Source organism: Novosphingobium sp. BL-S-34 (assembly GCF_056857015.1).
Map to the genome: position 1 here is coordinate 1,995,720 of NZ_CM166473.1, position 18,028 is coordinate 2,013,747.

Genomic DNA, 18,028 nt, shown 5'->3' on the forward strand with positions numbered 1-18,028 from the left:
ATCGCATCATTGTCCCCCCATGCCGCCCGGTTCGCCCAGTTCTATCGCCGCAGGCGGCGCTTCGTAGCGGATACGCACTTCCATGCTACCGCCGCCGCGCGCCAGGATCTGCTCGCTGGAATTGAGCACCGTGCTGCGCTTGGCCACCAGCCAGCCGTCCGCCGTCAGGACCACGCCGCCCGGATCGAGGATGCTGGGCATCGCCGCGAAGGCCTGGGTATGGGCCTGGTAGCGCGGGAAGACGCTGGGATAGACCACGTAGAAGCGCGGGAAGGCTCCTGCTGCGAAGCGGGCCAGGTCGGGCGGTTCGGGCAGGCAGGATGCGAGCGAGGTGCAGTTGAACGGCGGGCGGATCGTGCCCGGCCCTTCGGCGCTGTCCGGCAGGTTGTAGTTCGACAGCAGCGTACCGCTATCGGCCAGGTAGTCCGACGGGGAGAGCAGCGCGGTCACCTGGTGGCGGCCGGGCGAAGCCTCCGCATAAGTGCCGGAGGCCTGAGTGATCGTCGCCCCTTCCCCGGCCGCGAAGCCGGTGATCGTGTAATAGCTGGGCACGAGCTGGGCATCGGTGGTGCCGTCCCAGGCCTTGGTGGGATTGCCGGTGATCGCCACCGTCAGGTCCGCGCGGGAGATGGTGCCCGTGCCCGAGGCCAGGGTCGGCAGGACGTAGTTCGCCAGCAGGGTGCCGCTGTTCGGGCTGAAATCACCCTGTGCCAGCGCGGCGGTGACGGTGTGCGGCCCGGCATTGGGACCGTCGTAGAGCCCCTGGCCCTGCGTGACGCTGGCGCCCTCGCCCGCGACGAAGCTGGTGAGGGCATAGTTGGCGCTCGTCAGGCGGGCGACGGTGGTGCCGTCGTAGGCGCGGCTGGGGTTGCCGACGATGGCGGCCGTCAGCACCGCGCGTTCGATGGTGCCCGCGCCGCTGGCGCTGGTCGGCAGGGCATAGTTGGACAGCAGGGTGCCGGACTGGGCGGCGAAGTCGGTTTCGGAAAGCAGCGCGGTCACGATCCGCGCGCCGGCATTGGCACTGTCGTAGCGGCCCTGCGCCTGGGTTATGCTGGCCCCGTCGCTGCCGACGAAGCCGGTGAGCAGGTAGTTGCCGGGCGTGAGGCCGATGCCGGTGGTGCCGTCGTAAGTGCGGGTGGGATTGCCGATGATCGCGGCCGTCAGCACGGCCCGCGCGATCGTGCCCGGCCCGCTGGCGCTGGTCGGCAGGATGTAGTTGGACAGCAGCGTACCGGACTGGGCGGTGAAGTCCGCCGTGCCCAGACCGGCAGTCACGGTCCAGAGGCCCGCGTTCACGCCTGCATAAGTGCCCACGGTCTGCGTCACCGCGGCGCCCTCTCCCGGTGCGAAACCGGCCAGGGCATAGTTTGCCCCGGTCAGCGTGGCGGCATTGGTGCCATCGTAGGGCTTGGTGGGATTGCCGACGATGGCGGCCGAGAGCACCGCCCGCTCGATAGTGCCCAGCCCCGCTGCCGTGGTCGGCAGCAGGTAGTTCGAAAGAACCGTGCCCGCCCCTGCCGCGAAGTCCCCGCTGCCCAGCATCGCCGTCACCAGGTGGATGCCGGCATTGGCATCGGCGTATGTGCCCGAAGTCGCGGTGACCGTGGCGCTTTCGCTGCCGATGAAGCCGGTGAGCAGGAAGTTGCCCGGCGTGAGCAGGGCCGCCGTGGAACCGTCATAGGTCTTGGTGGGATTGCCGAGGATCACGGCGGCCAGCACGGCCTGCGTGATCGTGCCCGCGCCGCTGGCGCTGGCGGGCAGGACGTAGTTCAGCAAGGACGTGCCGCTGTTCGCCACGAAGTCGGCGCTGCCGAGCGCGGCGGTGACGGTGCGCGCGCCGGCATTGGCGCTGTCGTAAGTGCCGACCGTCTCGGTCACCGTGGCGCCCTGCCCGGCGATGAAGCCGGTGAGCGCATAGTTGGCGCTCGTCAGGCTGGCAGCCGTGGTCGCGTCGTAGACCTTGGTGGGATTGCCGAGGATGGTGGCGGTCAGCACGGCGCGTTCGATCAGGCCGATGCCGGTGGCCTGGGTGGGGAGGATGTAGTTGTCGAGCAAGGTGTTCGACTGGGGCGCGAAGTCCCCCGCGCCCAGCGTGGCGGTGATCTGGCGGAACCCGGCATCGGGCGCGGCGAACGTGCCGCTGGCCTGCGTCACCGCGGCGCCCTCGCCCACGGCGAAGCCCGTCATCTGGTAATTGCCCGGAACCAGCGTGATCAGCGTCGTGCCGTCATAGGTCTTGACCGGGATGCCGACGATGGAAGCCGCCAGCGTGGCCTTCCCTATCAACCCCGCGCCCGTAGCGCTGACCGGCAGGACGTAGTTGTCCAGCAGCGTACCGGCGCCGGCAACGAAGTCTCCCGCCACCAGGCTGGCCGTGACGGTGCGCGCACCGGCGTTGGGGCTGTCGTAGACACCGATGCTGCGCGTCACGCTGGCGCTCTCTCCGGTGACGAAGCCGGTGAGTGCGTAGTTGCCGCTGGTCAGCCGGGCGGCGGCGTTGCCGTCATAGACTTTGGTGGGCGTGCCGACGATGGCCGCCGAAAGCACGGCGCGGTCGATGGTGCCGAGGCCGGCGGCCTCCACCGGCAGGACGTAGTTGGCAAGGTCCGTGCCGGCCCCGGCGACAAAGTCCCCGCTGCCGAGCAGGGCGGTGACCAGCCGGGTGCCCGCATTGGCGCTGCCATAGGCGCCCAGCGCCTGCGTGATGCTGGCGCTTTCACCCGAGACGAAGCCGGTCAGCTGGTAGTTGCCGGAGGCCAGCGTGGCCAGGGTGGTGCCGTCGTACGTCTTGGTGGGATTGCCGACGATTGCGGCGGAAAGCGTGGCCTGCCCGATGGTGCCCGCGCCGCTGGCGCCGAGCGGCAGGACGTAGTTCGACAGCAGGGTGCCGGAATTGGCCGTGAAGTCCCCGCTGCCGAGCACGGCGGTGACGGTGCGTGCGCCGGCATTGGCGCTGTCGTAGGCGCCGATGGCCTGCGTGACGCTGGCGCCTTCGCCGGTGACGAACCCGGTGAGCTGGTAATTGGCACCGGTGAGGGCCGCCACCGTGTTGCCGTCATAGGTCTTGGTGGGATTGCCGACGATCGCCGCCGAGAGCATGGCCTGGTTGATGGTGCCCGCGCCGCTCGCGGTGGTCGGCAGGATGTAGTTGGAGAGGAGCGTGCCCGAACCGGCGACGAAGTCACTGTTGGCGAGGTCTGCGGTGACGGTGCGCGCGCCGGCATTGGCGCTGTCGTACCGCCCCGATGTCTGCGTTACCGTAGCGCTCTCGCTGCCCATGAAGCCGGTGAGCTGATAGTTGGCCGTGCCCAGGATGGCGGCAATGGTACCGTCGTACGTCTTGGTGGGATTGCCGACGATCGAGATGCCCAGCAAGGCCGGGTTGATCGTGCCGTCGCCGCTCGCGCTTGTCGCCAGCACGTAGTTGGAGAGCAGCGTCCCGCTGTCGGCGTCGTAATTGCCGGCGAGCAGCGCAGCGGTAATCGTGCTGATCCCGGCATTGGCGCTGGCATAGGCGCCCTGGGTCTGGTTGATCGTCGCGCCCTCTCCGGTGACGAAGCCGGTGATCTGGTAATTGCCCGCGGCCAGTGTCGCGGCGGTCGTGCCGTCATAAGTCTTGGTGGGATTGCCGATGATCGAGACGTTCAGTGTGGCCGGGGTGATCGTGCCGATGGGCTGGGCCAGGACCGTGCCGGAAATGCTGTAGTTGGCAGCGTCGCCGCCTGCGAGCACCAGTCCCATCAGCGAGACATTGATGCCGCTCGCCACGTTCCTGTCGGCGTATTCGCCGGTGATCCCGGCCGTATTGACGGTCACGTCATCGCCCGAGACCACGCCGGTCAGGGTATAGGCGGAAGACAGCGTCGGCAGCGTCACGTTGCCGTCATAGGTCTTGGTCACCCCGACCAGCTGGATCAGTGCCTGGGTGATGTCCGCCGAGAGCCCGGTGGGCTGAACCAGCACGTAGTTTCCGAAGTCATCGGCGAGAGCATAGCCGAAGGCGGTCACCGGAATGTCAGTGCCGACATTCCGGCTGTCGAACGTGCCCGCCGCCCCCGTGGAGACCAGCGAGACGGTATCTCCGCTCACGACATTGACCAGCGCGGCATTCGTGCTGTTCAGCGTGGCGGCGGTGGTGCCGTCGTAGACCTTGTCGTTCGCCACGACCCCGCTGATCGTCAGTACACGCTGGTCGATCGTGCCCGCGCCGCTGGCGGAGACAGGCAGGACGTAGTTGGACAGCAGCGTGGCGCCAGTGGCCGAGAAGTCCCCGCTGCCGAGCACGGCGGTGACCGTGCGTGCGCCCGCATTGGCGCTGTCGTAGGCGCCGGTGGTCTGCGTGACGCTGGCGCCTTCGCCGGTGACGAAGCCGGTGAGCTGGTAGTTCGCGGAAGTCAGGGTGGCCAGGTTGTTGCCGTCATAAGTCTTGGTGGGATTGCCGATGATCGCCGCCGTCAGCTGGGCCTGCGTGATCGTGCCGATGGGGCCGGTCACATCGTTGCTGACGAAATAATTGCCCGCGCTGGCGCCCGACAGGGCGAGATTGCGGACCGTCACCGACATGCCCGAGCCGACATTGGCACCGGCATTATATTGGCCCGAGACACCCGAGGTGTCGGCATTGACGGTGTCGCCGGTCAGGACCCCGGTGAAGCTGTAGCCGGTGGAGGCAGAGGGCAGCGCCGTGGTGCCGTCATAGACCTTGGTCACCGAAGCCAGGATGATCTGGAGCGGGTTGATCCGGGCGGTGAGGCCCTGGGCCTGCACCAGGTTGTAATTGCCCGCATCGGCCCCGGAAACCGTGTAGCCGCTGGTCGTCACGTTCCAGAAGCCGGCGTTGGCGGTGGGATTGCCCGCCCCGTCCACGAAAGTGCCGGTGCTGGCGGCGGTGTCCAGGACGACCACGTCGCTGCCGAGCACGCCGCTGAGGCCGGTGCCGCTGTTGTCCAGCGCGGCGAGCGCGCTCTGGTTGTACGTCTTGTCCAGCGCGGTCGCGCCGATCACGTTGAGGGTTGCGGGCGTGATCGTGCCGATGGCGGCATTGGTCACGCTGGATGCGATCGAGTAGTTCAGCGCATCGGTGCCGGTGATGGCAAGGCCGGACAGCGTCACCAGCTTGCCGGTGCCCACGTTCTTGGTATCGTAATTGCCCGAGATGCCGGCGGCATCGACGCTCACCGTGTCTCCCGCGATGACACCCGAAAGCGTGTAGGCGCTGCCCACGGTGGGAAGGCCGGTCGTGGCATCGTAGACCCGCGTGACGGAGGCAAGCTGGATCGTCGCTTCGGTGATGTCCGCCGCAAGGCCTACAGGCTGCAGCACGATGTAGTTCGCCGCATCGGTCCCGGCGGCGGTGTAGCCGGTGGCCGTGACCGGAATGTCGACGCCCACGTTCTTGGTGGCGAACTGCCCGCTTGCGCCGCTGGAAACCAGCGTGACGACATCGCTGCCGAGAATGCCCGTCAGCGAGCCCAGCGAACTGTCCAGCCCGGCCAGCGTGGTGCCGTCATAGACTTTGTCCAGCGCGGAAATGCCCACCACCTGCAGGCTGGCCGGCGTGATCGTCCCCGCACCGGAGGCGGAAACCGGCAGGATGTAGTTGGCAAGCTGGGTGCCTGCCCCGGCAGTGAAGTCGCCCGCGCCCAGCGTGGCCGTGACCACCCGCGCGCCGACGTTCTTGCTGTCGTAAGAGCCCAGGGCCTGCGTCACGTCCGCGTTCTCGCCCGCCACGAAGCCGCTGAGGCTGTAATTGGCGGTGGTCAGCGTGGCGGCCGTGGTGGCATCGTAGACCTTGGTGGGATTGCCGATGATGATCGCGCTCAGCGCCGCCTGGGTGATCGTGCCGGGGCCGGAAATGCTGGTGGGCAGGACATAGTTGGACAGCAGCGTACCGGCATTGGCCCTGAAGTCCGACACCACCAGCGTGGCGGTGACCGTGCGCGCACCCGCGTTTGCACTGTCGTAAGCGGCCCCCGCGGACTGCGCGATCGTGCCGCCCTCTCCGGTGATGAAGCCCGAAAGCGCATAGTTGGCGGCGGTCAGCGAGACCTGGGTGGTGCCGTCGTAAGTCTTGGTCGGATTGCCGACGATGCTCCCGGTCAGCGCCAGCGGATTGATGTCCGCCGTCAGCCCCGAGGGCTGCGAAAGCGTGTAGTTCCCCGCCTGCGCGCCCGAGATGCCGTATCCGCCCACGTTGACGCGCAAGTCCGTGCCGACGTTGGACTGGAGGAAGGCCGCCGAGGAACTGCCGCCGTCCAGCGCCACGTCGTCCCCCGCCAACACGCCCGAGAGCGTCGCCGCGCCCGAGAGCGTGGCGGCGGTGGTGCCGTCGTAGAACTTGTCGAGCGCGGTGAGGTTGGCAATGGTCAGCCCGCGCGGTGTGATATTGGCCACCAGACCGCTGGGCTGGAACAGGGTGTAATTGCCCACGTCCGCCCCGGCCACCGTGTAGCCCGAAGCCGTCACCGCGATGCCGTTGCCGACATTGGCCGTGGCGAACGTGCCGGTGGAGGCCGATGGGTCCAGCGTCACGTCATCGTCGGTAACCAGCCCGTACAGCGTCGCCGTCCCGGCCAGCTGCGCCAGCGTCGTCTGGTCGTAGACCTTGTTCTGGGCGCTGATGCCCAGCACGTTGAGCGGCGCGGGCGTGATCGTGCCGGGGCCCACCGCTTCGGTGGGCAGGGCATAGTTGGTCAGCAGCGTGTTCGCCCCGGCCACGAACTCCGATGCCGAAGCCAGTGCAACCAGGATAGAGCGCGCACCGGCGTTGCGGCTGTCATAATTGCCCACGCGGGACAGCACGGAAATGCTCTCGCCGCTGACGAGGCCGGAAATCGTGAAGTTGCCGGAGGTAAGCCCGATCCGCGTGGTGCCGTTGTAGACGCGCGTGGGGTTGCCGATCACGCTGGCCGTCAGCGGCGCACGCAGGATCGTGCCGATGCCGGTGGCCTCGGTGGGCAGGGTATAGTTGGCGAGGTTGGTGTTGGCGAAGGGATCGAAGTCGGTCGGCGCAAGCTGCACGGTCACCGCCTGCGGCCCGGCATTGGCACTGCCATATTCGCCCACCGTCTGGGTGATCGTGGCCCCTTCGCCGGCGATGAAGCCGCTCAGCGTGTAGTCGGCGGGGGTCAGCGTGGCGATGGTATTGCCGTCGTAGACCTTGGTGGGATTGCCGGTGATGTCGACGACGATCACGCCCGGGCCAAGGTTGCGCCGCACGATGGTGCCAAGGCCGGCGACCGGCGAAGGGATGATGTAGTTCGACAGCAATGTGCCGGGATCGGTGGTGAAATTGCTGGCGTCGAGATTGGCCGAAACCGTCCAGATCCCGGCGTTGGACGAGGAATAGGTGCCCTGGCTCTGCGTGACTGTCCCGCCTTCCCCGGTGACCCAGCCGTCCACCTGGAAGTTCGATGGCCCCAGAGAGGCATTGGTATTGCCGTCGTAGGTCTTGGTGGGATTGCCGATGATGGTGATGTTCAGGGGCGCGGGGGTGATCTCGCCCTGGATCGCGCCCACCGTGGGGAGGCTGTAGTTCGACAGCAGGGTATTCGGCCCTGCCACGTGGTCCGACGGACTGAGCGAGACGGCGATGTCCCAGATGCCGACGTTCTTAGAGGCATAGTCTAGCGCGGAGGCCTGATTCAGCGTGATGGATTCGCCGGAAACGAGATTGCCCAGCGCCACTTGCGAGGATGTCACGATGGCGGAGGTCGACCCGTCGTAAACCTTGGTCGGCATGCCGCTGCCGGTTACCGACAGCGGACGCGGCGTGATCGCGGCGCTCAGCGTGGACGAGAAGCTGAGGTCGTAATTGCCCGCATCGGCCCCGCTCAGGCTGAGGCCGTCGATCGTCACCGGAATGCCCGTGCCGACGTTCTTGGTGGCGAAAGTGATCTGCGCGCCCGGACCGGCGACGGGGATGATGTCGTCCCCGGCGAAGAGGCCTGAAACCTGGAGGCCGCCCGTGTTGACGCCGCCGAACAGCGTGCCGTCGTAGACTTTTTCGTTGGCGGTGAGCCCGGACACCACCAGCGCGGCGCGGGTGATGTTGGCAGCCAGCCCGCTCGGCTGCGCCACCACGTAGTTCCCCGCGTCCGCGCCGCTCAGTACGACGCCGGTGGCCGTCACTGCGATCGCATTGCCCACGTTCTTGGTCGCAAAGACGCCGCTCGAACCGGAGAAGTCCAGCATCACGTCATCGCTGCCCACCACGCCGAAGATCGTGGCGGAGCCGGTGTTCAGCACGGCCGCCGTGGTGCTGTCGTAGACCTTGTCGTCCGCCACGATGCCGCTGACGATCAGCGAGGCCGGGGCGATCTGCCCCGCGCCGGTGCCGATGGTGGGCAGGATGTAGTTCGACAGGCTGGTCCCTGCCCCGGCGGTGAAGTTGGGCGCCGCGAAGGTGGCGTTCACGGTGCGCGCACCGGCATCGGGCGCATCGTAGGCCGCCGTGGCGGCGGCGCCGACGGCGATGGACTCTCCGGCCGCCACCCCGGTCAGCTGGAAATTGGCCGAAGTGAGAGAAACCGCCGTCGTGGCGTTGTAAGTCTTGGTGGGGTTGCCGATGATCGCCGCGGTCAGCGCCATGCGGTTGATCGTGCCCGTTGCGGCCGTGACGCTGGGCGTTGCCACGGCATAGCCGAAGACGGGAATGCCGCCGTGGGTCGCTTCGAAATTGGTGGCGGTAACGGCAATGCCGGTGGCGGCGTTCTTGTCCGCATATGTGCCGTCCAGCGTCCAGTCGTCGCTATTGATGAGGCCGGTGACGGTGACGTTGCCATCGTCGAGGAAGGCAGTGGTGGTGCCGTCGTAATCCTTCACTACCGGCCCCAGCGTGAAGCTCACGCTCGGCGCGGCGGCATAGAGCAGCCCATTGCCGCCTGCTGCCGGAGCCGTGCCGGCGGGCGCGGCATATTGATAGAAGTCCGGTATCAGGCCGCCCGGGCTGTCGGCGGCCGGGTCGTCCGAATAAACCAGCCAGTTCCCCCCCGCCGAAAGCGCGCCCGCACCGGCCTGGTTGGTGAAGCTGCCCGTGGTCAGCGTCACGTTCCCGGTTGTCGCGGCAAGCTGCCCTGCGGCCGAAAGGGTGGTGGCTCCGGCCGCGCTGGCCGTCACGGCAGTGGCGGTGACGGCAGCGTTGACGCCAAGCGCATTACCGGCGGTGAGCGTGACCGAGCCGCCTCCGGAAATGGGCTGGTCGACCGTGATGTCATTGAGCGCGTCAAGCGTCAGGCCGCCCGTGCCGGTCCAGATCACCGGAGCGGCCACGGTGATGTTGCCGCTGCCCCCGGTGCCGCCCGCCGTCGTCTGCTGCGTGACGTCGCTTCCGGCATTGAGCGAAGTGACGATCGTGGTCGCCGCCGCCGTGTCGATCACGATGTCGTCGGGATCGAGCAGCCATTGCCCGCCGCGACCCGCCAGGATCGTCGCCGCGCCAAGCGTGAATGCGCGCCCGGATGTCTCCACCCTTCCCCCGCCCGCGCCCCCGCCTTCGGTGCCGTCGGCGCGGATCTCCGCGCCGCTTTCGATCCGGGTGACCTGGGCGATATCTTTCCCGCTCGCGAAGGCGGCCGTGCCCACCAGCACTTCGCCGCCGCGCGTTCCCGAGGCGTCGATAAGCGCGCCCGCCGCGATCTGCACCTGCTGTCCATTGACGCCGATCGTGCCGCCGCCGCCGTCGGCCGCCCTGGCCGCCAGCGTCCCGTCCACCACCACCGTGCCTGAAGGCGCCGTCAGCCACAGCTCGCCGTCGATCGTGGCCGTGCCAGTGGCCTGGACCAGGCCCTCGCGGTTGCCCGCCAGCGCGAAGACATTGCCGTTCGCCGCCTTAAGCGCGGCCGCAGCCGCCTCGATCCGGCCGGTCTGGGTCACGTCGCCGCCCGTGCCGATCCCCGCTGCGTAGGAGACGTAAATCCCGTCCGCCTTGCCATCGGTGGTCGCCAGCAGCACGTCCTCGGCCGCAGCCAGCGTCACGCGCCCCTTCGCCGCGGTGATGAGACCACTGTTGGTCACCGAGCGGGCGATGAGGACCACGCTGCCCCCGTCCCCGTCCTGGCCGACGCCCGCGGTAATAGTACCTTGGTTCTCGATCCCCCCGGCCGACGTCCCGCGCGCGCGCAGCGCCCCGCCCGCCATGAAGGCGGCCGGATCGATCGCCCGCGTGGAGCCGACGAAACTGCCCCCCGTCAGCACTTTGCCGCCCGGTCCCACGATCATCCCGGCCGGGTTCATCAGGTAGACCGAGCCGCTGGCCGAAAGTGTGCCGTCTATGCGCGAGAGTTGCCCGCCCATCACCCGGTTGAGCGTCGCGCCCGCGGCATTGTCGATGCGGACCTTACGGTCGGTGCCGATGGAAAAGTCGCCCCAGTCGATCACCGCCCGGTTGGAGCCCTGAGTGATCGTCATCGTCGTGCCGGCGACGGAGATCGTGCCCGATCCGCCCGTGAACACCCCGCCCGTCGGCAGCCCCGGCGCCTCGGCCAGGGCCGGTGCGGAAAGCAGCAGCGCCGGAGCCAGCAGCGGCAGGAGCATGGGCCGCAGGACCGGCCGAAGCCCTGCCGCGGGGAGCCGCCCCAGCGACGTGGTCCGGAGCATGTTCGAACGAATGCGTGCAGATCGGTGCATAAAACCTCGCTGCCCACCCGACTCGCTTGGTACGATCCGCCCGCCCCGCAGGACATCGGGGATTCCCCCTATTGGTTGGGGTAAATGTCGGAGAAGCGGATGAATTCACCGTGCCTGTAACCGCTGGAAATGGCCTCTTCCGCGCGCCACACCGCCTCTCGGTGGGGGTGACGGGCCGCGGAACAGCGAAGTGGATGACGCGAATTCGCGGATCGCGCCCATGGCGGCGTCCGAGTTTCGCCAGCCCGGTATCCTCCGGCATCATCGCGTGCCCCGTTTGGAGCCTTCCAACACGCGGCGAAGTAACGCAGGGTTCAAGCTTCAGGACGCAGGATCGCTCATCGCGTCTGCTCCTCTTCGGCCGAGCGGTCCTCGTGAAAGCCGAGCCGCATCGATCCGCCGCTCAGGCCCGCTATCGCCGCTTCTAGTGCTGCACCTTCCAATGCCACCAGCCCCCGCTCCGCCGCGCGGCGGGTCCTGCCCTTGACGATCGCGCGCACCGCCGCTGCCGTCAGCGCCTGCTCGCCGATGGCATAGTCGACGCGCGCGGGCCGCGCAGTGCGGCCGCCAAGACGGCCCTCGCCCTGCCGGTGGTTCCACGCCAGCTTGCGCAGCGGCACGGCTTCGGCGCCGCTGCGCGCCCTGACCCGCCGCACCGCCACCCGGCGAAACAGCGGGCCCTCGCTCAGATCCGCTGCCGCGATCCAGGCACGGAGCCGCCTCAAGGTATCGCCCGGCAGTGGAACCACGCGCACCGTTTCGCCGCCTTTCCGGGGGGGAATGCGCAATTCCTCCGCCTCCAGCGCAAGATCGCTCAGGGTCAAGGCGACGAGTTGGGAAACCCGCAGTCCGCAATCGCTGCCCAGAGACAGCAGCGCTCCATCCCTCAGGCCCGGCGGATCGGCCTCGCAGGCCGCCAAGAGCACCGCCAGCGTGATCGCCCTGCCCTGCGCCGCCCCCTCACCCCCGTCGCCGGAACGGAGCGCGGCCAACTGCCGCTGTCCGCCCTTGGCGCGCCCTTTCATCGCCAGCAAGGTACCGCGCACCCGGTCGGCCAGCGCGGGATTCGCGCATCCCAGCATCTCGTGAACCGCCCCCAGCGATGCCAACCGCCGCGCTGCCGTGGCGGGCTTGAGCCCCCGTGCTTCGCAGTCCTCGATATAGCGCACCAGACGCGCCTCACCGGCCGGAAGCCCGGTCAGGCGCCGTTCCCGGCAAAAGGTGGCGTAATCGTCAAGATCGCTCGCCAGCGCCTTCACGCTCGCCGCGGCCCGGGGAGCGATGGCAGCGCGGAAAGCCGCAGCATCCAGGGCGTGGTCCGATGCCCACAAACTGCCGACAAGCGCCAGGAGCTGAGCATTGCGATCGATGGCGCCACCAGTCCGGCGCTGGGGCAGAGACTGCTTTCCGGCCGCATGGACGGTGACGATCGCATCGTTCTCCCCACTGCCCGCCGCCGACATTCTGGCGACACGAATTGCGGCCCCATCGCCTTTGCCGCCCTGATGCAAGTCATGCTCCTCCGGCGGCCGAGCGCCCGAGTTCAGCCCGCCCTCTTCCATCGCTACAACCTGCTCACCTCGCCCGTCCGCTGTAATGGCACCCTCACTCCTTCGATGCGCCCCCCAAAAAAGGGCGGAATTCCGCCGCCAGCGAGACTATCGGCAAAGTGGCGAGCGGCATCGAGCGCCGCTTCCTTTCCGCAACTAACGGCGCGTCCGACCGCTGCGCGCCCAAGGACCGCGCCTGCCTTCCGCACCTCAACTATACCACGTTTCGATTATCGATAGTGAGGCAAATCTTGACACCAGCAGGTGCAAAGCTAAATTGATTTAAGTTCCACTTGGTGCAGTCCATTGTTTCAAGGGCGTTTTATGCAGCCGGATCCATCACACCCCCTGGAACCCGCCCCGATCACGCTCTGCGCCCTGCTTCTGGGCCGCATCCAGATCGGCATTTCGCGGGCCAGTGACGCCGCCCTGCCGGTTCTGGCCGCCCGGTCGATCCGCGAAAGCCTCCTGACCGCGCTTCGACAGGAAGGCCACGAATTCACCCAAAGCCGATTCTTCACCTGGTTTGCCGGGCTGGACACGCTTTCGGAGGGCTCGCCCGCCAGTTTACGCCCTCCCAAGGCCCTCTGCCAAGCCATTCTAACCGAATTCCGGCACAATCCCTGGCCTCCCCTCGCCCTGGCCGCCGAAGCCCTTCTGCGGGCTTTCATCGCCCCCAGCGACGTCCACCTCGGAACCGAGCACGAGGACGCCCATACCGCGGTCCAGGCGGCGCACGCGCTGATGGCCGCCATCGACAGCCCGGAGGACGCCCTCCCCTTTCACGCCGCCGCCCGCCTGTTCGCCGCTGCGGCCCGCTCGCCGCACTTCGCCCGCCAGATGCCCAGCCTCGCGCTGGTTCGCGGCATGGCCATGGAACAGCGCCCTACCGGCCATGCAGGCTGGGCGTTGGACATCCTCGCCGGGCGCTACCTCTCGCCGCGTCACGGGCTCCCTGCCGCGCTGCCCCTACCAGGCCTCGTGGTGCTGCCCGCGGGACTTCCCGATAGCGATGACCCCGATGTTGCCCAGCAGGCAATTGCCGCCCTGCACGGCGCCTTCTCGCGGATCGATCGCTGGCTGACCGAAGCCGAACGCGACGGCGCGCGCATCTCGGCAGGCTTGCACGACTGTCGCAGTTCCGGCCGCGCGCGGGAACTGGCCGGCTATCTCGCCGGGTTCGGTCCGCTGCGCGGCGCGCAGATCGAAGCCCTGATCGGCGTCTCGCGCCCCGGCGTCCGCGTCCTCACCACCACCTTGAACGAAGCCGGCCTCGTCGAGACCCATGTCTCGCGCAACGCCGCGCGCGTCCACGCCTACCTGCCCTGGGAACCCGAAGCGCCCGCCCCGCCACCGGCGCAGGAGAAGTTCACCCCCTCGCGCGAGGCCATCGACGATTACGAAGCCTCCATGCGCGCTATCGAGGAACTGCTGAACCGCACGGCCGCCAGAGACGACGAGGACTAACGCCGACGAGTGACTATGCCCTCCGTCGACGGGGGCGCCCTTTTCAATCGCCACCGTTCGCCTGGAGGGGCCAGGCTTAACGGCCTCTGCCGATCCAGACCTAGGCAAACGGTCACGGCCCAGAATAGATGACCCGGGTTGTTCGTCGCCTCGCCTCTCCGCGCGACGGTGACGAATTTGCCGGCGAGGTTACAGGTTGACCTGACCTGGGCCGAATTCTGGAGGACCGGGGCGAAAAACGGCCCTCCGGTCCGATTTCAGCGGTCTTCGTGCGAATTTTCGCGGAAAATCGCGGTTTTCCAGCGCCCCGAAAGCGGCTTTCGTAGAGCGCCGAAACAGGCCTGGGGTAGGGTAAGGGTCCACCAAGGACCTGAAAGCGCTCTACGGGCTTCTCAGGGCAAAAATTTGACATGCCAGACGTGAGACAGGACCTCGGGTGCTGTGGTTTGAATCAATATGCGCCTCAAGGTCCGGAAATTGATTCAACTCGGGTTTCCGCGGCCGGCGAACGCGGCTGCCTCGCGGTTTCATGCGAAGTGGCTCTGGACGCGAGGCAGCGGCGGGAAAGGCCCTCACTCTTGGCACCCCTTTTCAACCCGGCGCAGCCCCCTCCCCCATTTCTCTCCAAAGGCAAACTTCGTGCGGAGCGGTTAGAAAGGTGTTTAGAGGGATTCTGTTAGAAGAAGTTAGACCGCCGGGATCTGCGCTGCAGCGCCGCGAGTCCCGCGATTCGCATTTTCGGGCCATTCCCGAAGTGTCGTTGCTTCGTTCCCGAAGTGTCGTAGGACCTGTTCCCGAAAGGTCGAACGCGTGTTCCTGAAAGGTCGACATGCTGTTCCCGAAGGGTCGAAACATGCGGTTTGGGCGTTCCCGGTGTGTCGAAGGCCTGAATTTCCGGCGGATATTTGAATCACTTTCCAGAGGGGGCGGTGTGGAAAGGTTCAATCGCGCCGCTCTCACGCCAGCCTTCGTCGCGTTGCCGCTTCGCTTCAGCTCCAGACGCGACACTTCGGGAACGGCCCGATCGGCGAACGACCAGGGACAGACGTGAGAAGAGGGGACGCGTTGAGAACGGGCGCTTGCGGTCGTCAGGATGACCTGCGCAAACGGGCCTATGTGCGACTGGGAATTTCGAGTTTCCTTTCCCCATCGAGAGAGGTCCCCGGGCCGCTTCATCGCCTTCCCTCTACTTGAGAGCAATCGCGGTTGGCGTCGAAATGAAGAAGGGGCGCCTGCCGCCACGTCCGCGCCTTGCCGAATAGGGCGCGTCCGGGACGCAGAGACGGGGAGCGCGCCGCGATGCTGGGCCAGAGCTAGTGCCGGAATGGGCAAAGAGAAAGGCCCCGAAGCGGTTGTCGCTTCGGGGCCTTCGGTCTGAGGTCTGCGGCAGGATCGGGGAGCCGTCAGCCGCGCAAGTTGCGACCGTGTTTTTCGTGGTGGCGCTTGACCCAGCCCACGAAGGCGCGCTGCCAGTCAGCGGGGGTGCGGTCGGGAGAGGCGGCGATCCAGCGTTCGAACTCCGCATGCAGGGCGTGGAGGTCCCAGCCCGGGCACGTGCGGCGCAAGTGGTCGATGGTCTCGTCGGTCATGAAACCGCGCGTTGCGGCTTCGGACAGGCCGATGACGGTGCGGCGGATGAGGTGGCTGGCGTCGACCACGGGTTCATTCGGCGAGCCCGCGCGAGCGGCCGGAGACGTTGCCGAGACAGTTTGGGATGCGGCCGGTTTCCCCGGGGAAACGGCGGTGCGGGCGGCGGCTGTCGCGGTGACCTTGCGGGGACGGGCAGGGGCCTTGGGAGGCATCGCCGCCTCGGTGGGCAGGGGCGCGCGGGGGGTGGCGAAGGCGCGATCGATGGCCTGTTCCATCTCGTCCTCGTTCGCGGCGGGACTGGCAGGCAATCCCTTTTCCGCGCCGCCCTTGCCATCGACGCGGCGCATCCGGATCATTGGCTCACCGTCGCGCGCGGTTTCCAGCGACAGCGCGTAGCCGGGAAGGTCGTCCTTCTCGACCAGCTTCAGCATCTCGAACTTGAAGCGGCGGTATTGTCCTTCCGCGCCGGACTTCTCGAAGAGCACCGGCATGGAAATCGCAAAGCCGCCCTCGCCCGCGCCGCCGGCGTGCTTGCGTGCGACTTTGTAGAGCCAGCGCTCGCGGCCACCGGTGATGTCGAAATAGGCGCGATCGATGGAGAGCACGCCGCCCTTCATCATCACGCCTTCCCAGAACCAGTTCGACAGTTCGATGGTCATGCCGCGCGAGCGTTCGGTGCGCTCGTCTACAAGCTGGGTCCAGCCATCGAGCCAGGAGAAGGTCGCCTCGCGGCGGTTCTCGGCACGGATGTTGGTCTTGATCGTCGTCGCCACGAGCCGATCGAGCGCCTGGCTGAGCAATTCGTAGGCGCGGCCCGTGGTCGGCCGGCCGATGGCGCGCAGCAGGTCATAAGGCATGAGGTGCAGCTTGCGCGGCACATCGTTGACACCGCGGCGCGCCATGTCGGCGAGCATGCTGGCGCAGTAGATCAGGATGTCGGCATCCCAAATCGTGGCCATGCCGTAGTCCGGGTTGGCCGAGACGTGAACCCAGAGCTTGCTGTCGGGGCTGGTGTAATCGATCGGCTTGACGCGCTTGGACTTGGCGAGGCTGAAGAAGGGACGCTCCATCATCTCGCGCTGGTCGCGCATCGGCAGGTCCGCGATATACGGAAGGAACAGGTCGAACTGTTCAGAGGCCGTCTCTTTGCGTGGGCGACTCATTATCTCATTCCGAAGTCAGGACGGTGGACACAGGTTGACCCGGACACGGCGTTTCCCTGTTTCCCCGGGGAAACAAGAATCGGCGGATTCGGGTGATTCCCGGCATAATGACGGCGCGCGCGGGGCTGGGCAAATGGCTGGAACGCTTGCTTGTGCAGAACTTGTGCGTGGTTTCGGGCGCTTGTGCGGCGGCCCGTGAGCGAGTCCGGACCGGCGATGGCTCCTCAGCTCCGAGCCGGGGGCGAGGGCAGGGGGTGTTTCCCCGGGGAAACACCGAAAGCGCAGCGGGTGCGGACATGAAAAAAGCAGGGGTGGCGCCCCTGCTTTTCGATCCGTCTTCCGACAATGGAGGGAAGAGGGGGGCCGTTTCGACGTTCTCGAAAAGCCAGGCCGCCTTCTTCCCTCCCGGTGTCATGTCTGCAGCCCGCGTCCCTCGCCATCGAGCTGGATGAGCAGGTTGCGCACGGCATTGACCACTTCGTCGCGGCTTGCGCCCGAACCCGCGTGGAGGCGGAGCGTCACGCCCTGCCGGTTGCTGGTCTGGACCGAGGCCATCGTACGGCCGTGGCGCGATACGATGACCATCGGATCCGGCTTCACCCGCTCGGCGTCGGGCGCCGAGAGCAGGGCCTTGAGAACGTCCGCGGCGGGAAGGGTAGGGCGTCCATCGGCGCGGCGACCGGCCTGCTCACGCGCGAGGCGCGCCGCTTCCTTGCGCACGGCGGCGGCCTTGTCCTTATCGTCGAGCAACTGGGCCAGCGAATAGGCGGGCTTGAGCTGCACGTCGGCCGGCGACGCGAAAGCCGAGAGGACCGCGTCGGGAATGGCGGCGACCTTGAGCATCTTCGACAGCCAGCCCTTGGAGAGCTTCAGCCGTTCGGCCATGCGGGTCATGTGGTTGCCGTAGTGGTCGCGCAGGGCCTGGGCGTAATTGCGGGCCCGTTCGAGGTCGGAAACGTCCTTGCGTGCGCGGTTTTCGAGGTCGGCCAGACGGAACGCGGCTTCGTCATCCAGTTGGGCGACTTGCGCCACGAACTGCATGTCCGGATAGGAATGGCCCCGCAGCCAGGAGATGGACCAGTGGCGGCGGGTGCCGGCGATCACTTCGTAGTCGTGATCGGGATCGCCTTCGACCCGGCGCACGACGGCAGGGACTTTCTGTCCCCCTTCGGCGATGATCGAATCGATCAGTTCCTGGCAGGACTCTTCCGAGAGGTGGGCATAGGAACGGGCATTGCCCGGCCAGATCCGCACGCGTGCCGGATCGAGCAGGAGCTGGGTGACCTGCCGCACTTCGCCGGTGGCGACACGAGCGAGGGCGCTCTCGCGCCCCAGCAGCGTGGTGCCGCGCGTCCTTTCGGTGCGGGGCCTGCCTTCCAGGCCGCCTGTGTGCCCGGATACCTGCCCGGATGCGGACAGGGCCGATTGCGCAGTGGACGAGCCGTCCTCGGCCGCGACATTGGCGGCGGGCGCTGTGTCGTCATCCAGGTTCAGGTCGTCGTCGGAAAGCAGGGCGGCGAGATAGTCGGATTGCTTGCGGGCCATGGCTTACCTCAAAGATAGCTGGCGAGAAGAAGGGCGAGAATCGCGCCGGAACATATGACGAACAAATTCTTTGTAGGAAAACGT

The 18,028-nt window shown here is 67.3% G+C and carries 5 protein-coding genes; 1 reads left to right on the top strand and 4 read right to left on the bottom strand.

Annotated features, from left to right (window positions below):
• Positions 1–6: 6 nt before the first annotated feature.
• Positions 7–10,599 carry a YDG domain-containing protein gene (locus AC1VV3_RS22500; RefSeq protein WP_482962557.1) on the bottom strand — a complete coding sequence of 3,531 codons (10,593 nt, stop codon included), beginning with the start codon at positions 10,597–10,599 and terminating at the stop codon, positions 7–9.
• 368 nt (positions 10,600–10,967) lie between these two features.
• Complete coding sequence (locus AC1VV3_RS22505; RefSeq protein WP_482962558.1) at positions 10,968–12,092, bottom strand: tyrosine-type recombinase/integrase; 1,125 nt, start codon at positions 12,090–12,092, stop codon at positions 10,968–10,970.
• 411 nt (positions 12,093–12,503) lie between these two features.
• Between AC1VV3_RS22505 and AC1VV3_RS22510 the strand changes: the two genes are divergently transcribed.
• Complete coding sequence (locus AC1VV3_RS22510; protein ID WP_482962559.1) at positions 12,504–13,646, top strand: hypothetical protein; 1,143 nt, start codon at positions 12,504–12,506, stop codon at positions 13,644–13,646.
• 1,403 nt (positions 13,647–15,049) lie between these two features.
• On the opposite strand, the gene AC1VV3_RS22515 is transcribed toward AC1VV3_RS22510, so the two are convergent.
• Both AC1VV3_RS22515 and AC1VV3_RS22520 read right to left on the bottom strand, forming a co-directional pair.
• Positions 15,050–16,399, bottom strand: coding sequence for a replication initiator protein A (locus tag AC1VV3_RS22515; protein ID WP_482962560.1), 1,350 nt, complete (start codon positions 16,397–16,399; stop codon positions 15,050–15,052).
• Positions 16,400–16,810: 411 nt separating this feature from the next.
• Positions 16,811–17,944, bottom strand: coding sequence for a ParB/RepB/Spo0J family partition protein (locus tag AC1VV3_RS22520; protein ID WP_482962561.1), 1,134 nt, complete (start codon positions 17,942–17,944; stop codon positions 16,811–16,813).
• Between the last annotated feature and the right edge of the window lie 84 nt (positions 17,945–18,028).

Coding starts and splice junctions, on each gene's coding strand:
- AC1VV3_RS22505 (WP_482962558.1), bottom strand. CDS start 12,092: ATGTCGGCGGCGGGCAGTGGGGAGAACGATGCGATCGTCACCGTCCAT.
- AC1VV3_RS22500 (WP_482962557.1), bottom strand. CDS start 10,599: ATGCTCCGGACCACGTCGCTGGGGCGGCTCCCCGCGGCAGGGCTTCGG.
- AC1VV3_RS22520 (WP_482962561.1), bottom strand. CDS start 17,944: ATGGCCCGCAAGCAATCCGACTATCTCGCCGCCCTGCTTTCCGACGAC.
- AC1VV3_RS22515 (WP_482962560.1), bottom strand. CDS start 16,399: ATGAGTCGCCCACGCAAAGAGACGGCCTCTGAACAGTTCGACCTGTTC.
- AC1VV3_RS22510 (WP_482962559.1), top strand. CDS start 12,504: ATGCAGCCGGATCCATCACACCCCCTGGAACCCGCCCCGATCACGCTC.